Source organism: Megasphaera massiliensis (assembly GCF_036305205.1).
Lineage (GTDB): Bacteria > Bacillota > Negativicutes > Veillonellales > Megasphaeraceae > Megasphaera > Megasphaera massiliensis.
The window spans coordinates 86,442-107,153 of sequence record NZ_JAXIXE010000036.1; the positions used below are offsets into that span (position 1 = coordinate 86,442).

18 protein-coding genes and 1 tRNA gene are annotated in these 20,712 nt (G+C 51.7%); 17 read left to right on the forward strand and 2 right to left on the reverse strand.

Going from position 1 to position 20,712, the window contains the following annotated elements:
* Positions 1-8 precede the first annotated feature (8 nt).
* From leuC to topA, 4 genes are all read left to right on the forward strand, one after another.
* Positions 9-1,268, forward strand: coding sequence for a 3-isopropylmalate dehydratase large subunit (gene leuC / locus UCI88_RS07235; RefSeq protein WP_256179399.1), 1,260 nt, complete (start codon positions 9-11; stop codon positions 1,266-1,268).
* A 1-nt stretch (position 1,269) separates the two neighbouring features.
* Entirely contained in the window at positions 1,270-1,767 is a 498-nt protein-coding gene (locus UCI88_RS07240) for a 3-isopropylmalate dehydratase small subunit (protein ID WP_044503662.1), read from the forward strand.
* Positions 1,760-2,842 (forward strand): 3-isopropylmalate dehydrogenase, encoded by a 1,083-nt coding sequence (leuB, locus tag UCI88_RS07245; RefSeq protein WP_256179277.1) that lies wholly within the window; start codon positions 1,760-1,762, stop codon positions 2,840-2,842. The genes UCI88_RS07240 and leuB overlap by 8 nt, the downstream gene beginning before the upstream one ends.
* 280 nt (positions 2,843-3,122) lie before the next feature.
* A complete protein-coding gene (gene topA / locus UCI88_RS07250; protein WP_256179276.1) occupies positions 3,123-5,402 on the forward strand; it encodes a type I DNA topoisomerase in 2,280 nt (759 codons plus the stop codon).
* 105 nt (positions 5,403-5,507) lie between these two features.
* On the opposite strand, the gene UCI88_RS07255 is transcribed toward topA, so the two are convergent.
* Entirely contained in the window at positions 5,508-6,734 is a 1,227-nt protein-coding gene (locus tag UCI88_RS07255; protein WP_256179275.1) for a transposase, read from the reverse strand.
* Between the two features lie 151 nt (positions 6,735-6,885).
* Between UCI88_RS07255 and trmFO the strand changes: the two genes are divergently transcribed.
* From trmFO to UCI88_RS07310, 11 genes are all read left to right on the forward strand, one after another.
* Entirely contained in the window at positions 6,886-8,208 is a 1,323-nt protein-coding gene (gene trmFO / locus UCI88_RS07260; RefSeq protein WP_256179274.1) for a methylenetetrahydrofolate--tRNA-(uracil(54)-C(5))-methyltransferase (FADH(2)-oxidizing) TrmFO, read from the forward strand.
* A gap of 4 nt (positions 8,209-8,212) precedes the next feature.
* On the forward strand, positions 8,213-8,752 hold the full coding sequence (hslV, locus tag UCI88_RS07265; RefSeq protein ID WP_083122209.1) for an ATP-dependent protease subunit HslV: 540 nt from the start codon (positions 8,213-8,215) through the stop codon (positions 8,750-8,752).
* A gap of 14 nt (positions 8,753-8,766) precedes the next feature.
* A complete protein-coding gene (gene hslU / locus UCI88_RS07270) occupies positions 8,767-10,164 on the forward strand; it encodes an ATP-dependent protease ATPase subunit HslU (RefSeq protein ID WP_256179273.1) in 1,398 nt (465 codons plus the stop codon).
* A gap of 12 nt (positions 10,165-10,176) precedes the next feature.
* Positions 10,177-11,400, forward strand: a complete 1,224-nt coding sequence (locus tag UCI88_RS07275; protein ID WP_044503668.1) for a class I SAM-dependent rRNA methyltransferase — start codon at positions 10,177-10,179, stop codon at positions 11,398-11,400.
* Positions 11,401-11,683: 283 nt separating this feature from the next.
* Entirely contained in the window at positions 11,684-12,550 is an 867-nt protein-coding gene (locus UCI88_RS07280) for a DsbA family protein (protein WP_256179272.1), read from the forward strand.
* 254 nt (positions 12,551-12,804) lie between these two features.
* Complete coding sequence (locus UCI88_RS07285; RefSeq protein WP_044503670.1) at positions 12,805-13,404, forward strand: TetR/AcrR family transcriptional regulator; 600 nt, start codon at positions 12,805-12,807, stop codon at positions 13,402-13,404.
* Positions 13,405-13,500: 96 nt separating this feature from the next.
* Entirely contained in the window at positions 13,501-14,373 is an 873-nt protein-coding gene (locus UCI88_RS07290) for an aldo/keto reductase (protein WP_044503671.1), read from the forward strand.
* A 24-nt stretch (positions 14,374-14,397) separates the two neighbouring features.
* Positions 14,398-14,628, forward strand: coding sequence for a tautomerase family protein (locus UCI88_RS07295; RefSeq protein ID WP_256179271.1), 231 nt, complete (start codon positions 14,398-14,400; stop codon positions 14,626-14,628).
* 544 nt (positions 14,629-15,172) lie between these two features.
* A complete protein-coding gene (locus UCI88_RS07300; RefSeq protein ID WP_044503673.1) occupies positions 15,173-16,297 on the forward strand; it encodes a metallophosphoesterase in 1,125 nt (374 codons plus the stop codon).
* Between the two features lie 1,176 nt (positions 16,298-17,473).
* Positions 17,474-17,728, forward strand: coding sequence for a hypothetical protein (locus UCI88_RS07305; protein WP_044503675.1), 255 nt, complete (start codon positions 17,474-17,476; stop codon positions 17,726-17,728).
* A gap of 371 nt (positions 17,729-18,099) precedes the next feature.
* Entirely contained in the window at positions 18,100-18,297 is a 198-nt protein-coding gene (locus tag UCI88_RS07310) for a helix-turn-helix domain-containing protein (protein ID WP_256179270.1), read from the forward strand.
* Positions 18,298-18,531: 234 nt separating this feature from the next.
* On the opposite strand, the gene UCI88_RS07315 is transcribed toward UCI88_RS07310, so the two are convergent.
* Positions 18,532-18,615: transfer RNA gene (locus UCI88_RS07315), tRNA-Leu, on the reverse strand.
* A gap of 233 nt (positions 18,616-18,848) precedes the next feature.
* Here UCI88_RS07315 and UCI88_RS07320 point away from each other — a divergent pair.
* Together UCI88_RS07320 and mreB are read left to right on the forward strand one after the other, a co-directional pair.
* Positions 18,849-19,493 (forward strand): ECF transporter S component, encoded by a 645-nt coding sequence (locus tag UCI88_RS07320; protein ID WP_287770147.1) that lies wholly within the window; start codon positions 18,849-18,851, stop codon positions 19,491-19,493.
* A gap of 177 nt (positions 19,494-19,670) precedes the next feature.
* Positions 19,671-20,711, forward strand: a complete 1,041-nt coding sequence (gene mreB, locus UCI88_RS07325) for a rod shape-determining protein (protein ID WP_044503679.1) — start codon at positions 19,671-19,673, stop codon at positions 20,709-20,711.
* The last annotated feature ends 1 nt before the right edge of the window (position 20,712 follow it).

Consider the following 20,712-nt stretch of genomic DNA (forward strand, 5'->3'; position numbering starts at 1 on the left):
TATAGATGATGGGAATGACTATGACCCAAAAGATTTTAGCCAAGCATGCTGGCGTGCCGTCTGTAGAGGCGGGAGATTTAATTGTATGCAGCGTCGATATGGTGCTGGCCAATGATATTACGGCACCGCCGGCCATTGCTGAATTTAAGAAAATAGGCCGACCCGTCTTTGATAAGACCAAGATTGCCTTGGTGCCTGACCATTTTACGCCTAATAAGGACATCAAATCGGCAGGGCTGGCCAAGATTGTCCGCGACTTTGCCAAGGAACATGAAATCACCCATTACTTTGAAGTCGGCCGTGTCGGCATCGAACACGTCCTCCTGCCGGAACAGGGCATCGTAGGTCCCGGTATGGTGACTGTCGGCGCCGATTCGCACACCTGTACCTATGGGGCTCTGGGCGGCTTTTCGACGGGCGTCGGCTCGACGGACCTCGGCGTCGCCATGGCCACCGGCAAGGCTTGGTTTAAGGTCCCCGATGCCATTCAGGTCCGCCTGACCGGCGAAAAACCGGAAGACATCACCGGGAAAGACGTCATGCTGACCCTCATCGGTATGATCGGTGTCGACGGCGCTCTCTATAAGTCCTTAGAATTTACGGGACCCGGTGTAGCTTCTCTCGACATGACCGACCGCTTTACCATTTCTAACATGGCCATTGAAGGGGGCGCCAAAAACGGCATTTTCCCCGTCGATGAACAGACCCTGGCCTATGAAAAAGGGCGCTTTGCCGACGCTTACGAAGTCGTTACGGCCGACGATGACGCCAAGTACTGCCGGACCGTAGACATCGACTTGTCGAAATTACAGCCTGTCGTCGCCTTCCCGCATCTGCCGGAAAATACCAAGGTCGTCGGTACCTTTGGTGACATCAAGATCGACCAGGTCGTCATCGGCTCCTGCACGAACGGCCGCCTCGAGGACCTGCGCATTGCCGCCGAAATCTTTAAAGGCCGCAGCGTTCATCCCGACGTCCGCTGCATTGTCATTCCCGGCAGCCAGTCAGTCTACATGGAGGCCATGAAAAAAGGCTATATTGAAACGTTCATTACAGCAGGCTGCGCTGTATCGACGCCGACCTGCGGGCCCTGTCTTGGCGGTTACATGGGCATCCTCGCCGCCGGTGAACGCTGCGTTTCGACGACGAACCGGAATTTCCGCGGCCGCATGGGCCACGTCGACAGTGAAGTCTATCTGGCAGGTCCGCAGGTTGCGGCAGCCAGTGCTATTCTCGGCAGGATTGCCGCTCCCAAGGAGGTACGATAAGATGGTGTTAGAAGGAAAAGTATGGCGCTACGGCGATAATATTGATACGGATGTCATTATTCCGGCCCGTTATTTAAATAGTTTTGATCCGAAAGAATTGGCGTCCCACTGCATGGTCGACATCGACGAAACCTTTGCCGGAAAGGTGCAGCAAGGCGACATCATGGTCGGCGGCCACAACTTTGGCTGCGGCTCGTCGCGAGAACACGCTCCCATTGCCATTAAAGCTTCGGGCATTCCGGTCATCATCGCCGCCAGCTTTGCCCGCATCTTTTACCGCAACGCCATCAACGTCGGCCTGCCGGTCCTTGAAATCGGCGATGCCGTAAAGGCCATCAAGGCCGGCGACGTCGTCGAAGTCGATATTGCCAAGGGATCAATCGTCGATGTGACGACGGGAGATACCTTTCAGGCACGGCCCCTGCCGGGCTTCATTCAGGACATTGCCGCTGCCGGAGGCTTAATCAATTATATCAAGGGGGCAGAGGCTCATGAGTAAACACATCGTCGTCATCCCCGGCGACGGCATCGGGGAAGAAATCACGGCCAGCGCCGTGCGGGTACTGAAAAAAGTAGACGAGGTCTGCCGGTTGGGCCTGACCTTTGAACGACAGATGGCCGGCGGTACGGCTTACGACGCCTGCGGCACTCCCCTTCCTAAGGAAACGGTAGAAGCGGCTAAAAAGGCTGATGCCATCCTCTTTGGCGCCGTCGGCGGCGATCAATGGGACGACGTCGAACCGACCCTGCGGCCGGAACAGGCTGTCCTGGGCCTTCGGAAAGCCCTCGGTCTCTACGTCAATCTGCGTCCCGTCAAGGTTCCCCCGGTCTTAGCGGAATATTCGCCCTTAAAGGCCGATATCGTCACCGGTACCGACGTCCTCATCGTCCGCGAACTCGTGGGCGGCATCTACTTTGGTGACCGCTGCGAATCGGAAATCCATAACGGTGTCGAACGGGCCTGGGACCTTGAAAATTACAGCGTCCCTGAAGTTAGGCGCATCGGCACCTTTGCTATGAAGGCCGCCCAAAAACGGCGGGGCAAGGTGACCTCCGTCGATAAGGCCAACGTCCTGGCTACGTCCCGCCTGTGGCGGCGCACCATGATCGACGTGGCCAAAGATTATCCGTCGGTCGCCTTGAATCATTTTTATGTCGACAACTGCGCCATGCAGCTGGCCCTCAATCCGAAACAGTTCGACGTCATCGTTACGGGCAACCTCTTCGGCGACATCTTGAGTGACGAAGCGGCCGTCCTCGGCGGTTCCATCGGCATGATGCCGTCGGCGTCCATCGGGGAATTGACCAGCCTCTACGAACCAATCCACGGTTCGGCGCCGGACATTGCAGGCAAGGGTATTGCCAATCCCTGCGCCACCATCTTGTCGGCGGCCATGCTGCTGCGTTACTCCTTTGGTGAAGAAGAAGGGGCAGCCCTTATCGAAGATGCTGTCGACGCTGCTCTCGAAGAGGGCTGGCGCACGGCGGACCTCTATAAAGAGGGCTTCAAAAAAGCCGATACGAAGACCATGACTGATGCCATCCTCGCCCACATCGGAACCACAAGAAAATAATTTTTCCTTCCATCCTCTCCGTATCATACCATAGGAAGGAACAGAAAGGCAGTCTTTGCGACTCGGTTGCAAGGCTGTCTTTTTAGCATGTTGGCGAAAGGGGTGGAAAAGAGGGGGGATTCGGCCTGAAGCTGCGGATTTCTTTACCAAGACATTACGCCATTATAATGTATATAAGGGACCGACGCTTGAAAGGTCGCGGCGAATAGTGTATTATGAGAAATAGTTTAAATAGATTTTTCACAATTTCGTGTACAGCGAGAGGCAGGATTAAAGATAGATGTTAGAATTTCCCATTAAACGCACGATTATCATAGACGATTCAAAAAAGAAGAAGGGTCGTAAAAAGAAGGGCGACGGTGAAAAGACCGTCATCCGGGGCACGGTCAACCTTCCCAAGAAAGAGCCTCTGAAGAAGCTCGACAAGCTTCCTAAGAATGCTAAGAACCTGGTCATCGTCGAATCGCCGGCCAAGGCCAAGACTATCGAACGGTTCCTCGGCAGCGGCTATAAGGTCATGGCCAGCCGCGGACACCTGCGCGACTTGCCGCGCAACCAGTTCGGCGTCAACATCGAAGAAGGTTTCGTGCCGACCTATACCAATATGTGGGATAAGCGCAAACTCATCGACGACTTGCAGGAAGAATACGTCCGCTCGAAAAAAGTCTTTCTGGCAACTGACCCGGACCGCGAAGGCGAAGCCATTTCCTGGCATTTGGCCCATTTGTTGGACATCGATCCGAAGGACAAATGCCGCATCATGTTCCACGAAATCACGAAAAAAGCGATTCTCGAAGCCATCAAGAAGCCGGAAGCCATCGACATTAAGAAGGTCGACGCCCAGCAGGCCCGCCGCATCTTGGACCGCATCGTGGGCTATAAATTAAGCCCGCTGCTCTGGAAAAAGGTCTGTAAGGGCCTCAGTGCCGGCCGCGTTCAGTCCGTTGCCGTCCGTTTAATTTGCGAACGAGAAGAGGCCATCAAAGCCTTCGTCCCCGAAGAATATTGGACCGTCAGCGGGACCTACCAGACGGAAGACGGCCTGACCCTTCCGACGGAACTGACCAAGATCGACGGCAAGAAGGCTGAAATCCAGCATGAAGACGAGGCCAAGACCATTGCTCACGACCTTAGTTGGGAAAGCCGCGGCGAAACGCAGGACCCCGATAAGATTGTAAAAGTCGAAAAACGCAAGCGTAAACGTCAGCCGCAACCGCCGTTTACGACGTCGACGATGCAGCAGGAATGCGTCGGCAAGCTCAATTTCGGCGCCAAGAAGACGATGATGCTGGCCCAGCAGCTCTATGAAGGCCTCGATATGGGCGACCAGGGCCACGTCGGCCTCATCACCTACATGCGTACCGACTCGGTCCGCATCAACGACGACATGGTCCAGGCGGCGCGGGACTTTATTACGGCTAACTACGGTGCTGAATACGTCCCTGAAAAGCCGCGGGTCTATAAGACCAAGCAGTCGAGTCAGGATGCCCACGAAGCCATTCGCCCGACGTCTTTGGAATTGACGCCCTATAAGGTTTCCGACTTCCTGTCGCGGGACCAATTGCGTCTTTATACCTTGATTTGGAATCGCTTTTTGGCCAGCCAAATGGAATCGGTCGAAACGGAACACATGGCCATCGTCATTGAAAGCGGCAAGTACGAACTGCGGGCCGCCGGCTATAAGGTCCTCTTCAAGGGCTTTACGGAGCTCTATGAAGATGCCAAGAAGGATAAGACCTTGACCGAACTGCCCCATATTTCGGCCAATACCATCGTCCATAACAAGGCCGTTACGCCCCAGCAGCACTTTACGCAGCCGCCGGCACGCTACACCGAAGCCAGCCTGATCAAGACCCTCGAAGAAAAGGGCATCGGCCGGCCGAGTACCTACGCGCCCATCATGGACACGATCCAAAACCGCAACTACGTCGAAAAGAAGGACAAGCAGTTCATTCCGACGGAACTCGGCGTCATCATCGTCGACCTCCTCAAGAAATACTTTGCCCGCATCATCAACGTCAGCTTTACGGCCCATATGGAAGAATCCCTCGACGCCATCGAACAAGGCGACGATACGTATCCCCACGTCCTTCAGGAATTTTATGACATCTTTAAGCCTGAAATGGACGAGGCCGAAACGAAGATGGAAAAGGTCACCATTTCCGGGCAGGAATCGGGCCAGATCTGCGAAGTCTGCGGGTCGCCCATGGTCTATAAATTCGGCCGCTTCGGCAAATTCCTGGCCTGCTCCAACTTCCCGGAATGCCGCAACACCAAGGCCATCGTCGAAGATTTGGGCATTACCTGCCCGAAGTGCGGCAAGGGGACGCTCATCAAGCGCAAGTCGAAACGAGGCCGCGTCTTTTACGGATGCAGCCAGTATCCGGACTGCGACTTCGTCCTCTGGAACCAGCCTGTCGACAAGAAATGCGACTTGTGCGGCAGCATCATGATTGTCAAACATTATAAAAAAGGCCCTGACAAGCTCTTTTGCAGCAATGGGGACTGTGAAAACCATAAAAAAGGTGAGGTAGTTAGTCAACCACTCACAGAAGAGTGAGCTTGTAAGTCAGAAAAGCATAGGTAGTTGCGACATCCTAAAGATGTCTCCCTAATTCTGCCTACATCATCGGGCAGTTGACCATGCCCGTTTTGCCGGGGAGATTTACTCCGAGGCAGTTGTTATCCTCTCGTAACGAGGGTGATTGTCTCCGGAAATCCACCTCGTCCCAAGATGCTGGATATTCATGGCTCCGATACGGTCATCATTCGATTGGTAGCCGCATTGGCAGCGATACAGGTGCTTGTGCGGGTCACGGTTCTCTTTATGGATGGTGCCGCATTTGGGGCAACGCTGAGAAGTGTATTTTGCCGAGACTTTTAATACTTCCGAGCGATTTTCGTGAGCCTTGTAGGTCAGAAATTGCTCAAGCTGATAGAAAGTCCAGCTCCGCAGGTCGTAATTCTGTTTGGCAGTTTGGGAGAGATTCGATGCTTCAAAGCTGACACCCGTCAAATCTTCCAGCACAAACAGCGTATCTTTGCCGTATTTCGTAACGAGTGTCTTAGAAATCCGATGATTTACATCGGACATCCAACGGTTCTCTCGTCCGGAAATGGCTTTGAGCCTACGCTTTGCAGATTTTGTGCCTTTGGATTGAAGCTGCTGTCTGACTTTGAGAAACTTGTGTCTTTTGGCCGCAATTTTTTGCCCGGAAACAAATTCTGTCTTACCTTGATTGTCATAGCTGGTCGTGATAAAACGCAGACCACGGTCAATACCGACAATGTGACAGACGTTCTCTTTCTGGAAAACTTCGACAGCCTTAGTAACAGGAATATGCAGATACCACAAACCTTTTAGTTCAACCAGTTTGGCTGTACCGAGATTCCACGAGCCATTGAGGTATTCCGCAAAATGCTTGCCCTCAAAAGGGCACCGGGCTCGTTTTCCCAATGTGTTGATAGACAGAGCTTGTCCGTCATCAACGAAGCTGTAATCGCGGTTACGAACCAAATCCACTTGCGGGCGCTTGAAGAATATAGGTTTCCAAAGCCATTCGAGTGTCTTGGTGATGTATTTCCAGGTGCCGTCTTTGTCCTTGTATTTGAAAGGGGTTTGGAAGAATTGCCCTTTGACGGCTTTGTATCGAACGATAGTCGTCTTGATGGACGACTGTGCAAGCTGTGACTTCAGCCCAAACAGTCTGCGCAGATCGCGATACAGTTCTTTGTTAAGGCTGTGGTAAGCCAAATTGAATTGGTTGTCGAAGATGTGCTGTGACACAAAGTTGCAGGCCTGACGATAATGTTCCGTCATTTTGCGAAACATCATCTCTTGCTCTGGAGTAACATGGATATGAAGTTTTATGGTTTTTGTTAGGTCGGACATTTTCCTCACCGGCCTTTCTGAAATTATAGGGCTTTCATCAATACCACCATATCATACATTTTACTAAAACTCTAGTATTTTAAGAAAGTGAGGTGATGCGGGCATTTCTCCCCGACCTAAGAGGTTGGCGTACCCTGCCCGCATTATAATAATGAAGAATAGTGTCTTAATCATCGGCGCCGGCCTGGCCGGATCGGAAGCGGCCTGGCAGCTCGTCAACCGTGGCATTCCCGTCGAACTGGTCGAAATGCGGCCGGTCAAATCGTCGCCGGCCCATCATACGGAATATTTTGCCGAACTGGTCTGCAGCAACTCTCTGCGGGCAGCCAATATCGAAAACGCCGTCGGTCTCTTGAAGGAAGAAATGCGCCGCCTGGGCTCCTTGATCATGGAATCGGCCGATATCAACCGCGTCCCTGCCGGCGGGGCCCTGGCCGTCGATCGCCTGCCCTTTAGTCAGTATGTGACGGAAAAACTGGCCGCCCATCCCTTGGTTACCATTCGCCACGAAGAAGTGACCGAGCTCCCGACGGATCAGATCTGCATCGTCGCCAGCGGTCCCTTGACCAGCGACGCCTTGTCCGACACCATCGCCAAATTGACCGGGGAAGGGTACTTCCATTTCCATGACGCCGCAGCGCCCATTGTCACCGTCGAATCCCTCGATATGAACAAGGTCTATCGGGCGGCTCGTTACGGCAAGGGCGGCGCCGATTACTTGAACTGCCCCTTTACGCAGGAAGAATATGAAGCCTTCTGGCAGGCTTTGACGACGGCCGAATGTGCTAAGCTCCACGACTTTGAAAAAGACGACAGCGTCTTTGAAGGCTGCATGCCCATCGAAGTCATGGCTGGCCGCGGCATCGATACCATGCGTTTCGGTCCCATGAAACCCGTCGGTCTCGAACTGCCCGATACAGGGGAACTCCCGTACGCCGTCGTTCAGCTGCGCCAGGATAACGGCAGTGCGACGTTATATAACATCGTCGGCTTCCAGACCCATCTTAAATTCCCGGAACAGAAACGGGTCTTTTCCATGATTCCCGGCCTGGAAAACGCCGAATTTGTGCGCTACGGCGTCATGCACCGCAACTCCTATATCAATTCGCCGGAACTCCTCCTGCCGACGCTGCAGTTGCGCAAACAGCCGAATCTGTTGTTTGCAGGACAATTAACCGGTGTCGAAGGTTATTTGGAATCGGCGGCCATGGGCCTCTTAGCCGGTATCAACGCCGCACGCCTCCTGGCTGAGAAAGATCCCTTGACCTTCTCCAAGCGGACGGCCATGGGCGGTCTCAGCCAGTATATCTCCAGCGGCCCCAATAAGCATTTCCAGCCCATGAACATCAACTTCGGCATTATGGAGCCCCTGGGCATCAAGAAACGCATGAAGAAAAAAGAAAAAAACGCCCTCTTAGCACAGCGGGCGCTCGATGAAATTGAACAAATGAAGGGGGACATGTCTCATGTCTAACGGAATGACTACAGAATTTCATGCCACGACGATCTGCGCCGTTCAGCGTGACGGCAAGACGGCTATCGCCGGCGACGGCCAGGTCACCATGGGCAATGCCGTCATCATGAAGGGGACGGCTCAAAAAGTTCGCCGCCTCTATCACGGCAAGATCATCAGCGGCTTTGCCGGCTCCGTGGCCGACGCCTTTACGCTCTTTGATCACTTTGAAGAAAAATTGAACGAACACAACGGCAACCTGGTACGCAGCGCCGTCGAATTGGCCAAAGAATGGCGGTCCGACAAGGTTCTCCATAAACTGGAAGCACTGCTCCTCGTCGCCGACAGCCAGCGTATCCTGCTCATTTCCGGTAACGGCGAAGTCATCGAACCGGACGACGGCGTCTTAGCCATCGGTTCCGGCGGCAACTACGCCTTGTCTTCGGCGCGAGCCCTCATGCAGAATACGGATCTTTCAGCTCGTGAAATCGCTGAAAAATCCCTGCACATCGCAGCCGACATCTGCGTCTATACCAACCACAACGTCATTGTCGAAGAAATTTAAGAAAGAGGTACTTTATGGAACAAGCATCATGGACGCCAAAACAAATCGTGGCGGAACTGAACAAATATATCGTAGGCCAAGGGGAAGCCAAGAAATCCGTGGCCATTGCCCTGCGCAACCGCTGGCGCCGCAAACGCCTGAGTGAAGCCATGCAGGATGAAATCATCCCTAAGAATATCCTCCTCATCGGCCCGACGGGCGTCGGCAAAACGGAAATCGCCCGCCGCCTGGCTAAACTCGTTGGCGCGCCTTTCATCAAGGTCGAAGCGACGAAGTACACCGAAGTCGGTTACGTCGGCCGCGACGTCGAACAGATGATCCGCGACCTCGTGGCCAACGCCATTCGCATGGTCCAGGAACAGGAAAGCCAGCGCTATGAAGAAAAGGCCGAAGCCGAAGCCAACAAACGGATCCTGCAGGTTTTCTGGCCGAAAAAATCGGTGGCCGAAAAGGTCAAAAATCCGATGGACGTCTTCTTCGGCAGCGATGACGACGAAGCTAAGGAAGAACCGAAACAGCTTGAAGAAGGCAACTCCGACCGCCGTCAAAAGATGCTCGAAGACATTTGCGCTCATAAGATGGACGAACGGGAAATCGAAGTCGAAGTGGCCGAACAGAGCCCGGGCTTTCAAGGCATCCTGACGGGGAATTCGACGGAAGAACTGACGAATAACTTCCAGGAAATGCTGGGCAGCATCATGCCGAAAAAGAAAAAGAAGAAGAAAATGACCGTTGCCAAGGCTCGGGAAATCTTCAAAGAAGAAGAACTGGAAAAATGCCTCGACATGGACACCATCGTCGATAAGGCCGTGGCTGCGACAGAAGAATCGGGCATCGTCTTCATCGACGAATTCGATAAGATTGCCGAAAAAGGCCGCACCAACGGCCCCGACGTATCCCGCGAAGGGGTCCAGCGCGACATCCTGCCCATCGTCGAAGGGGCTACGGTCAATACCAAATACGGTCCGGTCAAGACCGACCATATCCTCTTTATCGCTGCCGGTGCCTTCCACGTATCGAAGCCGAGCGACCTCATTCCCGAACTCCAGGGCCGTTTCCCGATCCGCGTCGAACTCCAGTCGCTGACCGTCGAAGACTTCCGCCGCATCCTGACCGAACCGAGCCAGTCCTTGGTCAAACAGTATACGGCCCTCCTCGAAACGGAAGGCCTGACCCTGGAATTTACCGACGACGGCATCAATGCCATTGCCGAATACGCCTACCGCGTCAACCGCGAAACGGAAAACATCGGCGCCCGCCGGCTGCACACGATTTTGGAAAAGATCCTCGAAGATGTAGCCTATGAAGCGCCCGATATCGATGAAAAACACATCGTCATCAACCAAGAATTCGTTGCCGGCAAACTCCACGACGTCGTCCAGAACGTCGACCTCAGCCATTACATTTTATAAAGGACGCGACTGATGAGACCTTACGCAAAATTATATCTGACCAAAAAAGGGGAACGGGCTGCCAAAACGGGCCATCCCTGGGTCTATGGTGAAGAAGTGACCCGCGTCGACGGGACCTATAAGACGGGCGACATCGTCGACGTCTACAGCGACAAAGACCGCTACCTCGGCACGGGCTTTGCCAACGATATCTCTAAAATCCGCGTGCGCATCGTATCGCGCAATGCCAACGATCGCTTCGACGACGCTTTTTGGCAGCGCCGGGTAAAATACGCCCTTGACTATCGCCGGACGGTCATGGGCGAAACGGACTTTGCCTGCTGCCGCCTCATTTTCGGCGATGCCGATGAAATGCCGGGCCTTACCGTTGACCGCTACTCCGACGTCCTCGTGGCCCAGACCTTATGCTACGGCATGGACCAGGTGAAGCCCATCATCTTCAAGGCCCTGGTCGATGAATTGAAGGCCATGGGCGTCACCATCCGCGGCATTTACGAACGAAACGACGTCAAAGTCCGCGAACTGGACGGCATGGAGCAGTACAAAGGCTGGTACGAAGCCGATTACCTGCCTCAGCCGGGAAGCGTCATAACGACCATCGAAGAAAATGGCATTCGCTACGACATCGACGTCGAAAACGGTCAGAAGACGGGGTTCTTCCTGGACCAGAAATACAACCGTCTGGCCGTGGCTAAAATCGCTGCCGGCAAGCACGTCCTCGACTGCTTTACCCATACCGGGGCCTTTGCCCTCAATGCCGCCAAGGGAGGCGCTGCCAGCGTCACCGCCGTCGACGTGTCTCAAGAAGCCGTCGACATGACGACGACCAATATTCATCGCAACGGCTTAGAATCGATCGTAACGGCCAAACAGGCCAACGTCTTCGACCTCTTGACCGAGATGGCTGAACAAAAGAATCGCGACTACGATTTCATCATCCTCGACCCGCCGGCCTTTACCAAGTCCGGTCATACCGTGCACAACGCCATTCGAGGCTATAAGGAAATCAACTTGAAAGCCATGAAGCTCTTGCCCCGAGGCGGCTATTTAGCTACCTGCTCGTGCTCCCACTTCATGCGCGACGACCTCTTCCGCCAGATGCTCCACGATGCCGCGAAAGATGCCGGCGTTCACCTTCGTCAAATCGAAGGCCGCCAGCAGTCGCCGGACCATCCCATTCTTTGGAACGTCCCGGAAACGAATTACTTAAAATTCTACCTATTCCAAGTCGTATAAAGGGGAACGCCGCTGTTTCAGTGCTGATGCTGAGACGGCGGCGTTTTTGCATAACCGGCCTTGTAGCCAAGCGTCGGGGAGGCAGGGGTGCTTTTTCGGCATGGAGAAAACATAACGTAATGATTAATTGATATGGCCGTCTGTTGAAATTATGGAGGCGGCGATATATAATCGGCCTAAGAAGAGAATCTATACGATTTTTATCATCCTTGTCAGCAGGCGAATAGAGGTACTTATCCTGCTTGATGGAAATGGATGAGTAACAAGATGAAAGGAGTACGCTATGAAACCTATTGTGATTACCAATTACAGCGACCCGGTTTGTGTCTGGTGCTGGGGCACAGAGCCAGTCTTTCGGGCCATGGAAACCCATTATCCCAATCTCTTTTCCATTCGCTATGTCATGGGCGGCATGGTCCGCGATTTGAGTGACTTTAATGATGAAGAAAACGGTATCGGCGGCGGAGATGCCGACGTCATCAACGTCCAGCTTCGCGAGCATCTGGCCGAATCGACGGCGGTCCATCATATGCCCGTCGCCGTCGACAAGTATCATTTGTTTTCAGAACGCTTCAACTCGTCCTTCCCCCAGAACATCGCCTACAAAGCGGCCCAGATAGCAGCACCGGACCAGGCCGATTATTTCCTGCGCCGCATCCGCGAGGCGACCATGACCGAAGGGGCTGTTACCGGCGACTATGCCGTCTTAGAGACACTGGCAGAAGACTTCGGCTTACCCATGGATGCCTATCGTGAAGCTCTCAAGAGCGGCGAAGCGGAAAAGGCCTTTTGGAGCGATGTCGACGAAGCCATTGCAGCCAAGGTCCAGGTTTTCCCGACGGTGACCCTGTCCGTTTCCGGTAAGGAAGAGACCTTTGGCGGATACTATACCTTTGCCGACTATGTATCCCGCATTCGCAAGTTGAGCGGGGGAACGATAGAACCTGTAAAGCCCGATGCTTCTATTGAACACCTGTACCGGATGCTGACCGATTACCGAAGGCTGGCGGCGGAAGAGATTCGCTGTGCTTTTTCTTTTGAATCGAAGGCGGTTTTAGAGTCGTGGTTAACGCCTTATCTTTCGGAAGGAAAATTGAAGAAAGAACCGTGCGGAACGGATGATTATATGATTTCCCTGGCTTCCGTATAATCCCTTCATATTTTTTTGAATCGTGAATAAGCCGAGTTGACCGGCTTTGCAGCCGAAAACCTCTGTCAGCTCGCATTTGAAACGGAGCTGATGGAGGTTTTCTTTTGGGAATCTGTCTGTCTGAAGAGAAGGGGAAGACCATATTTAGAACTGAACTAAAGTCAATGAATATATTTCACTGAATTAAATTCATTGACTTTAGTTCAGCGTATATGATACAATGAGTTCATCCCAAAAAGCTTGAGGTGATATGTATGACTAATCGACAGATGGCGGCTCTTGAGACACGGCGAAAACTCCTCGATGCGGCCAAGAAAATCATCTGTGAAAAAGGGATGGTCAACACGTCAGTGGCTGAAATTACCAAGGCCTGCGGCGTGGCCAGCGGTACCTTTTACACCCATTTTAAACGAAAAGAAGATATCATCTATGCCTTGAGCCGTGAGATGTATCAAGAAATTTTAGACAAGGCCAAGGCCTTTGACGGACCTTTCATGGCCCGGTTGGTATTTTTTATGACTAATTTTTCAGGCTATATTGAAAAGAGCAGCCTGAAGCTCTGCCAGGAATGGGTGCGCAATACGGTCGATCCCGATTTGGTCGACGACGGAGAGGATAAACCCAAGGTCTACGTCGATATCGATGCCGTAACCGGTCTCATTCTGGATGGAATCGAACGAGGCGAGGTCAAAGCCGACGCACCGGTCGCTGTCCTGGCTCATACCCTGGTCGACGTCCTCTACGGTCAAATGCTCTGCTGGGATATGTCCGGCGGTGCGTACAGCCTCGAATGGCGGACCAAAGAGTTTTGCCGCATCTTCCTGCCTGGGTTGATGGCGCCGTACTTGGCGTAATGTTATAAGAAAAACGGAAAGTTTCCTTGTCTGTTAACGGCAGGCTGAGTGGGAGCTTTTCCTTTACTGTAGATATTTTTTTAGAAAGGATGGATCATGATGACCACAAAGATTGAAAGCGTAACCTTAAATGATGGCGTAAAAATTCCGGCCTTTGGTTTCGGTACTTTCCAGATTCCGGCTGACGGCAGCACCTATCAGGCCGTAAAGGAAGCCCTTAACTTGGGACTGTACCACATCGATACGGCAGCGGCCTATTTCAATGAAGCCGAAGTCGGCAAGGCCGTTCGCGACAGTGGGATTCCCCGGGAAGACATCTTCGTGACCAGTAAACTCTGGCTCCAGGACTATGGCTATGAAGCCGCTAAGAAGGGAATCGACACGTCCCTTCGCAAACTCGGTTTGGACTATATCGACTTATACCTCATCCACCAGCCCTACGGCGACGTCCCCGGTGCCTGGAAGGCCATGGAAGAAGCGAAAAAGGCCGGTAAGATCCGCTCCATTGGGGTCAGCAACATGACGCCGAAGATCTGGAACTCCTTCGTACCCCAGTTCGATACGGTACCTTCGGTCAACCAGGTCGAATTTCATCCCTACTTCCAGCAGAAAGAAATCAGAGCCATCATGGCCAAAGATAAGGTCTATCTCGAAGCCTGGGCGCCCCTCGGACAGGGCAACCCGCAGCTCTTTAGCGAACCAATCATTACTAAGATTGCTGAAGCTCACGGCAAAGATGCCGGCCAAGTCATTCTGCGCTTTGAATACCAGGACGGAGCCATCATCTTCCCGAAGACGACCAAACCGGCCCGCATGAAGAGCAACATGGACATCTTTGATTTTGCCCTTACGGATGAAGAAATGAAGGCCATGCGCGCCCTCGACACGGGTAAAGGCCGTCACGATCCCGATGCCCCCGGCGTTGCCGAAAGGCTTCTCGGTGCCTTTGACGTTCATGCGAACGATTAAAATAACTGTAGAATCGAGGAAAAAATGCCTTACATCGCTATCAAAGCCTATCCCAAAGACGAAGAAACGAAAAAACGAGTCGTCGAACAGATCCGAGACGTCCTGTTAAAAACCTGGGGCTGCCCGGAAGAAGCCATCACCATCTCCGTGGAAGAATTCCCGCCGGAAGACTTCGATAAAAAAGTCCGGGAACTGGAAATCCTCCCGAAACTGGACAACATGATGATCCTCGACGGAAAGAAACAGTATAAGTAGCAACGAGAAAGGACCGATACCTGACATGGTGTCGGCCCTTTTGCCTTTCCTTGTGCGTAAGCGAATTATAGAAATTTCCATTCATATCTGATATTAGAAGGCTTATGAAAGCGCAGGGCTATTTATTGACAAATTAAGTCCACTATTTTAAAATAGTACGAAAATTACTAATCTTTTCGCACTTTACGGAATCGAAAGCTGTATTCCAAAGATGTTCTGCGAGCCGTGCTTTCTTCTCATTCAAACCGTCAATGCGGCTGTAACGGCCTGTTATAAAAGGGCTGGATTCGGGTGTGGGAGATGCCGGGAAATCGGCGGAATAAGACATCCACTTTACCGACGAGGGGCGGCGTGAGGCGCAGCGCATACTCCTAAGGTGCGGGACAGCGAGCGCTAAGCGATGAAGGACTTAAGTAAAGTAACTTTTATCCCTGACCGAGCGCTATGTGACGGTCTGCGCGACGGCCATGAAGGACCTGGAAAGGGCCCTTCTATTACATTCAGTGATATCTGAGAGTGACCTGTGAAGGAGTGATGATTGACTGTGCTTTGGGGACTTCTGTTCGGCGGGCTGTTTTTGCTGTGCCTCGCCGGGATATACTTTCTGATCTACAGTGTACATAAACTTCGATTCGTATCAGCCCTGTCCCGTGGGAACAAGGCCGTAGGCTGGCTGATCAGCACGGCTGTGATTTTGGTGCCCTCGGCCCTCCTTTGGGAAGTCTGGGGTTATATGAATACCGTCATTGTGCTGCTGCACCTGGCCGTGTTCTGGGGCGTTGCGGCCCTGATTCAATGGGGTCTTCAAAAACGTCGAAAGAAATCCTTTCAGGGACATTATGCGGGCCCGGCTGCCGTCCTTGTTACCGTCCTTTATCTGGCAGTCGGCTTTGTCCAGGCCAATCATGTCTGGCAGACGGACTACACCGTGACCACGACAAAACCTGTCGGATCCCTCCGCGTGGCACTGCTGGCCGATTCTCATGTGGGAACGACCTTTGACGGCGAAGGGCTGGTAGCGCATATCGCTCGGATTCAAGAACAGAAACCGGATGTCGTTGTCATTGCCGGTGACTTCGTAGATGAGGGGACCCGTAAGGAAGACATGATTGCTGCCAGCCGTGCGTTGGGCCAAATTGATGTACCCTACGGTGTTTATTACGTCTTTGGTAACCATGACAAGGGACGCTACGCCAAAGGGCAGCGCGGATACGACGGCGATGACCTCATTGCCGAACTGCAAAAGAACGGCGTGACCGTATTGCAGGACCAAAGCGTCTTGATCGACGACCGCTTTTATCTGGTCGGGCGGCAGGATGCGTCCGAGGAAAAAGATTTCGGCGGCGGTCGTGCTGCTATTTCCGATTTGACAAAGAACCTGGACAAAGATAAATATACCATCGTCCTCGACCATCAGCCCAGTGACTATGAGGCCGAGGCCGCAGCCGGCGTAGACCTAGTGCTGTCCGGCCATACCCACGGCGGACAACTGATCCCCATGGGGCAGCTCATGCGCTGGTTCCATATCGGAGGAGAGGATAATGTCTATGGCTTTGAGCAGCGAGGAAACACGAATTTTATCGTGACCTCCGGCATTTCCGATTGGGCCATCCAATTCAAGACCGGAACCCGGTCAGAATATGTGATCATCGACATTCAAGGAAAATGATGTAAAAGAGAACAATACATCGACCCGATTACGGGCAGTAAGACATATAGACAAAACAAGAGCCCCGTGTTGATGTGATCCCAAAAAGTTAGACCTACCACCGTAACAGCAATGTTGCGGTGGTAGGTCTATCTAGCAGAATGGCGAAGTCGGTATTCTACCGGCTGCACAGGTGGTTATGATGTATCAATAATGTTCTATATTTATTATTAATATTTTTTCATTAATGAACATAGCATGGATTTTTATAGTATACTTAAGGTAATTCAAAAGGAGATGTTGCCTATGCCGGGAGAAATGTAACCGGTCCCTTTATGTGTGGCTGTACGCCACCGGATTATAAGTACTGCCCGACTTGTGTATTTGCAGAAGGGAAGCCTTTGTTGAGTACTTGCATGATGTATCCGGGAGGGATGATGCTCAAGCCGAATCATGTGTATAACGGTAAGCCTTGCGAATGGTATCAGAAGATAGAATGAAAGCATTTGCCATGAATAGAGCGTATTCTGACGTTAGACGTAGTGCTTTCGCTTTTGGAGACCGTTCAGAGTGGCTATACTGCCTTTGTTTTGTGAACGGGACGGGCTTATGGACAGAAAGGAGTGGTGCCTATGCCGGGAAATGTGACGGGACCTTTTATGTGCGGCTGTACGCCACCGGATTATAAGTACTGCCCGACTTGTGTATTTGCAGAAGGTAAGCCTTTGTTGAGCACTTGCATGATGTATCCGGGTACGTCTATAAAGCCGAAAGTAGTGGACGAAGGCGGGCCCTGCGAATGGTACATGAAGATAGACTAGAAGAATTTATCATGAATGGAGATGCTGCTTATGCCGGGAAATGTGACCGGACCCTTTATGTGCGGCTGTACGCAGCCGGATTATAAGTACTGTCCTACCTGTTTGCTTTCAGAAGGGAAGCCATTGATTAGTACTTGCATCATCTACCCAGATCCTTATGGGAAGCCAAAAGAGGTTGATGAAGGCGGACCCTGCCAATGGTATATGAAAATAGAATAAAGCACGCATAACATAAAACGCTTTCTTCATGCTGGAAATGCTGTCGTGAAAGGCGTTTTCTCAGAATGAAAAGGGCATTCGTTGTTTGTTGAATCGATAATAAGCTTATCCCGAATCGTGAGCGTGTTTTTCACGACGATTAAAATGAGGTGATGATATGTCGTTAGATCGTGTAAATGCATATGTAAAAGAAATAGGATTTGATGTAGCTGAAAAAACAGGGACGTGGAAGGACTATACGGTATACACGCCTCTCTTTGAAAACAAGCATGGAAAGCGAATACCAACCGGATTACCTGTCTTGGTATTGGAGAAGAAGGGAATTTTAAAAGAAGTAACGGGACGAAAAGTTTTTCTGATTTGTGATGAAATTTTTCGTCAGGCTAAGCAGCCTAAAAAGCGTTATGCATAATTCTGATTAAAATGGGTCGATATATAATATGGTAATATAAAGGGGGGGTACCCGTCTTAGGATGCAGCAGATGGGTTCTGCTTTTTTGCGTAACCATGGGGCGACAAAAAGTACAACCACGCTTAACCGGCGGGTTGTACTAGTAAAAAAATAAACCTTATAACAGCAATAATCCAGCTAGCAACCGCGATTATATTACTGATACAAGGTTTAGAGAAATAAGCTAACGGGTTCGCCCTTCTCGTGAAGGGCGGGCCTCCTGCTTAACATCAGTATAGCACATCTGATAAAATGAAAGCAACGAAATATATCAGTATAGCAGCCTTAGTGATTTCAATAATAGCGTTTCTTAAAGTTGTGGGGGTATTTTGATGAATCCATTAGATGAGGTTATGACGGCGGCGGAAGCGGCAGAAAGATGGGGAAAAGCTCCCATTACAATACAACAAGCCTGCTCTGGATACAAGAAAGCTCTTCCGCGATTTAATTCAAATGAAGCAAGGAAAGCAGGACGAATATGGCTTGTGACCCGTGCCGGTATGGAACGACTGTACGGACCTGAACCGTAAAGGGGAGCTCTTGTGGGCAGATCGTTCACAAGAGCTATTCATTCCTAAGTATACTTTTTGTTCGTCATGAATAGACTCTATTATCTTATATATGATTGTATATATAAGATATAAAAACTAAATGAGTTAAACTGATTTAGGCATATTTAGCTGTGAGGATTGTGTGAGGATTTTGCCTTTTTAGGCGTTCAAACAAAAAAAGACAACCACGCTCAAACGGCATGGTTGTCCTATTGGTGCGAGTGAAGGGACTTGAACCCTTACGTCGTAAGACGCCAGATCCTAAGTCTGGTGCGTCTGCCATTCCGCCACACTCGCAAGTACCCGTCCATTTTATCACGTTTTTTGGCTGTCGGTCAACTGGAAATTGTCTCTTCCGGAGATATTCGTGCAAAAATTCACAATATTTGAAAAACCTATTGTCAAGGCCTTCCCAGTGTGCTATACTACGCATGACACAAAGGCAGGTCCTTCTTTAACGTCGGATGGGTACCGGAATCGGACTGATACTGGCGGAGGCCGGCCGTGTTTTTATATGCGCGACTTGTATCTTGGAGAAAGAACGAGAACGGGGGAGTATCATGGTACATCAAAAGGCACCGGGCCAGCCGACATTTCTGTCGATTCGTCAGCTGACCATTGCCGCTTTTTTATCGGCTATTACGATTTTTTTGGGAATTACCGGGTACGGATTCATTCCGCTGGTCATCATGAATGCGACGATTCTTCATATTCCTACGATTATCGGCAGTCTGTCGGCAGGCCGTAAGGTCGGGATGATCGTCGGTTTTATGTTTGGGATTTTTTCCTTTATCCGTTCCTTGCAGGCACCGAGTGCGCTGCTCTTGTTTGCCGTGCAGTACAACGTCATTGCCGACGCCTTTATTTGTATTGTACCGCGAATTCTTATCGGCCTCATTGCTTATGAATTGTACCGTCATTTGAAGACGCGCGAAGTGGTGCGCGTAGCTGTGACGGCTGTCGTGACGACGGTGATCCATACGGTTCTCTTCCTGGGTTCCTTTACGGCCCTCGTCGGTGTTCCTTATGCCGAAGCCCAAGGGATTCCCTTCATGAACGTCATTAACATCATGCTCGGCATTACGGCTGTCAACGGAATTCCCGAAGCCGTCGTTTCCGGCCTGATTGTTACGCCCATTGTCATGGCCCTCCAGCGTGCCGGGTTAAAGGCGTAGTAACAGCAAAATATAAGGGTTATGAATCAAACGGGGCTGTCCCCCAAAGGGCGGTCCCGTTTCTCTATTCTATGGAAATTTGCTAATGCGAAAGTTTGCGCTATGTGGTAAAATAAGCAATGAATGGCTGTTTACGTATGACAGCATATATGAAAGGAATAGAAGGGATTATTTGTTATGGCTTCGATTTTTTCTCCATTAACTAAAAATATAGGCATCGATTTAGGGACGTCTACGGTCCAGGTCTATGTGGAAGGCCGGGGCGTCGTCTTGTCTGAGCCGTCGGTCATGGCAACGGACGAGCGAAACAGTAAGATGATTGCCGTCGGAAGGTCGGCAGAGGACCTCTTGTCCCGGTCACCGGAGACGGTTAAGCTCCATCGCCCGCTCGTACACGGCGTCATTGCCGATTACAGTGTAACGCGGACGATGCTGGGCTATATCCTCAGCAAGTGTGTCCGCAGCGTTCAGCGGCTGCGCATCATGATCGGCGTGCCGTCGGCTGCGTCGAATGTCGAAAAAAGAGCCGTCATGGAAGCGGTGTATCAGGCCGGTGCCAAAGAAGCCTTCGTCATTGAAACGGCGGCAGCGGCGGCGCTCGGTGTCAATTTGCCGGTCTATGATCCGGTTGGCAATATGGTCATCGACATCGGCGGCGGTACGACCAATGTGGCCATGCTGTCTCTCGGCGGCATCGTCGTCTCCAAGTCACTTCACTTGGGAAGCCTTGATTTCAATGCGGCTATCCGCGACTATCTGCGCTACCAGTACGACGTTGTCACCGACGATACGACTATTGAAGAGATGAAGGTCACCAACGGTTCGGCCGTCCTGCCCCTTGAAGATAGGGGCTATTATTTCCTGGCCCGCGGTCTCGACGACGGGCTTCAGCGTGAAGTGGCCGTCAAGTCGAGTGAACTCTATCATGTCATCGGTAAGCCTTTAGTGAAGATTCTCGACGTCGTCAAAGACGTCCTGCGCGAGACACCGCCCGAGCTTGCTGCCGACATCATGGAACACGGCATCGTCCTCACCGGCGGCGGCGCCAAGCTCAAAGGGATGGATCAGTTCTTTACGCAGGAATTGGGCGTTCCCGTCCTGATGGCAGCCGATCCGGAACTGGCCGTTGCCAGGGGCACGGGGATTGCCATCAACGATCGTGATAAGTTATCGGCCCTCATTGAAGGGGCGCAGCGCATATATAGGAGGAGATTTTAAA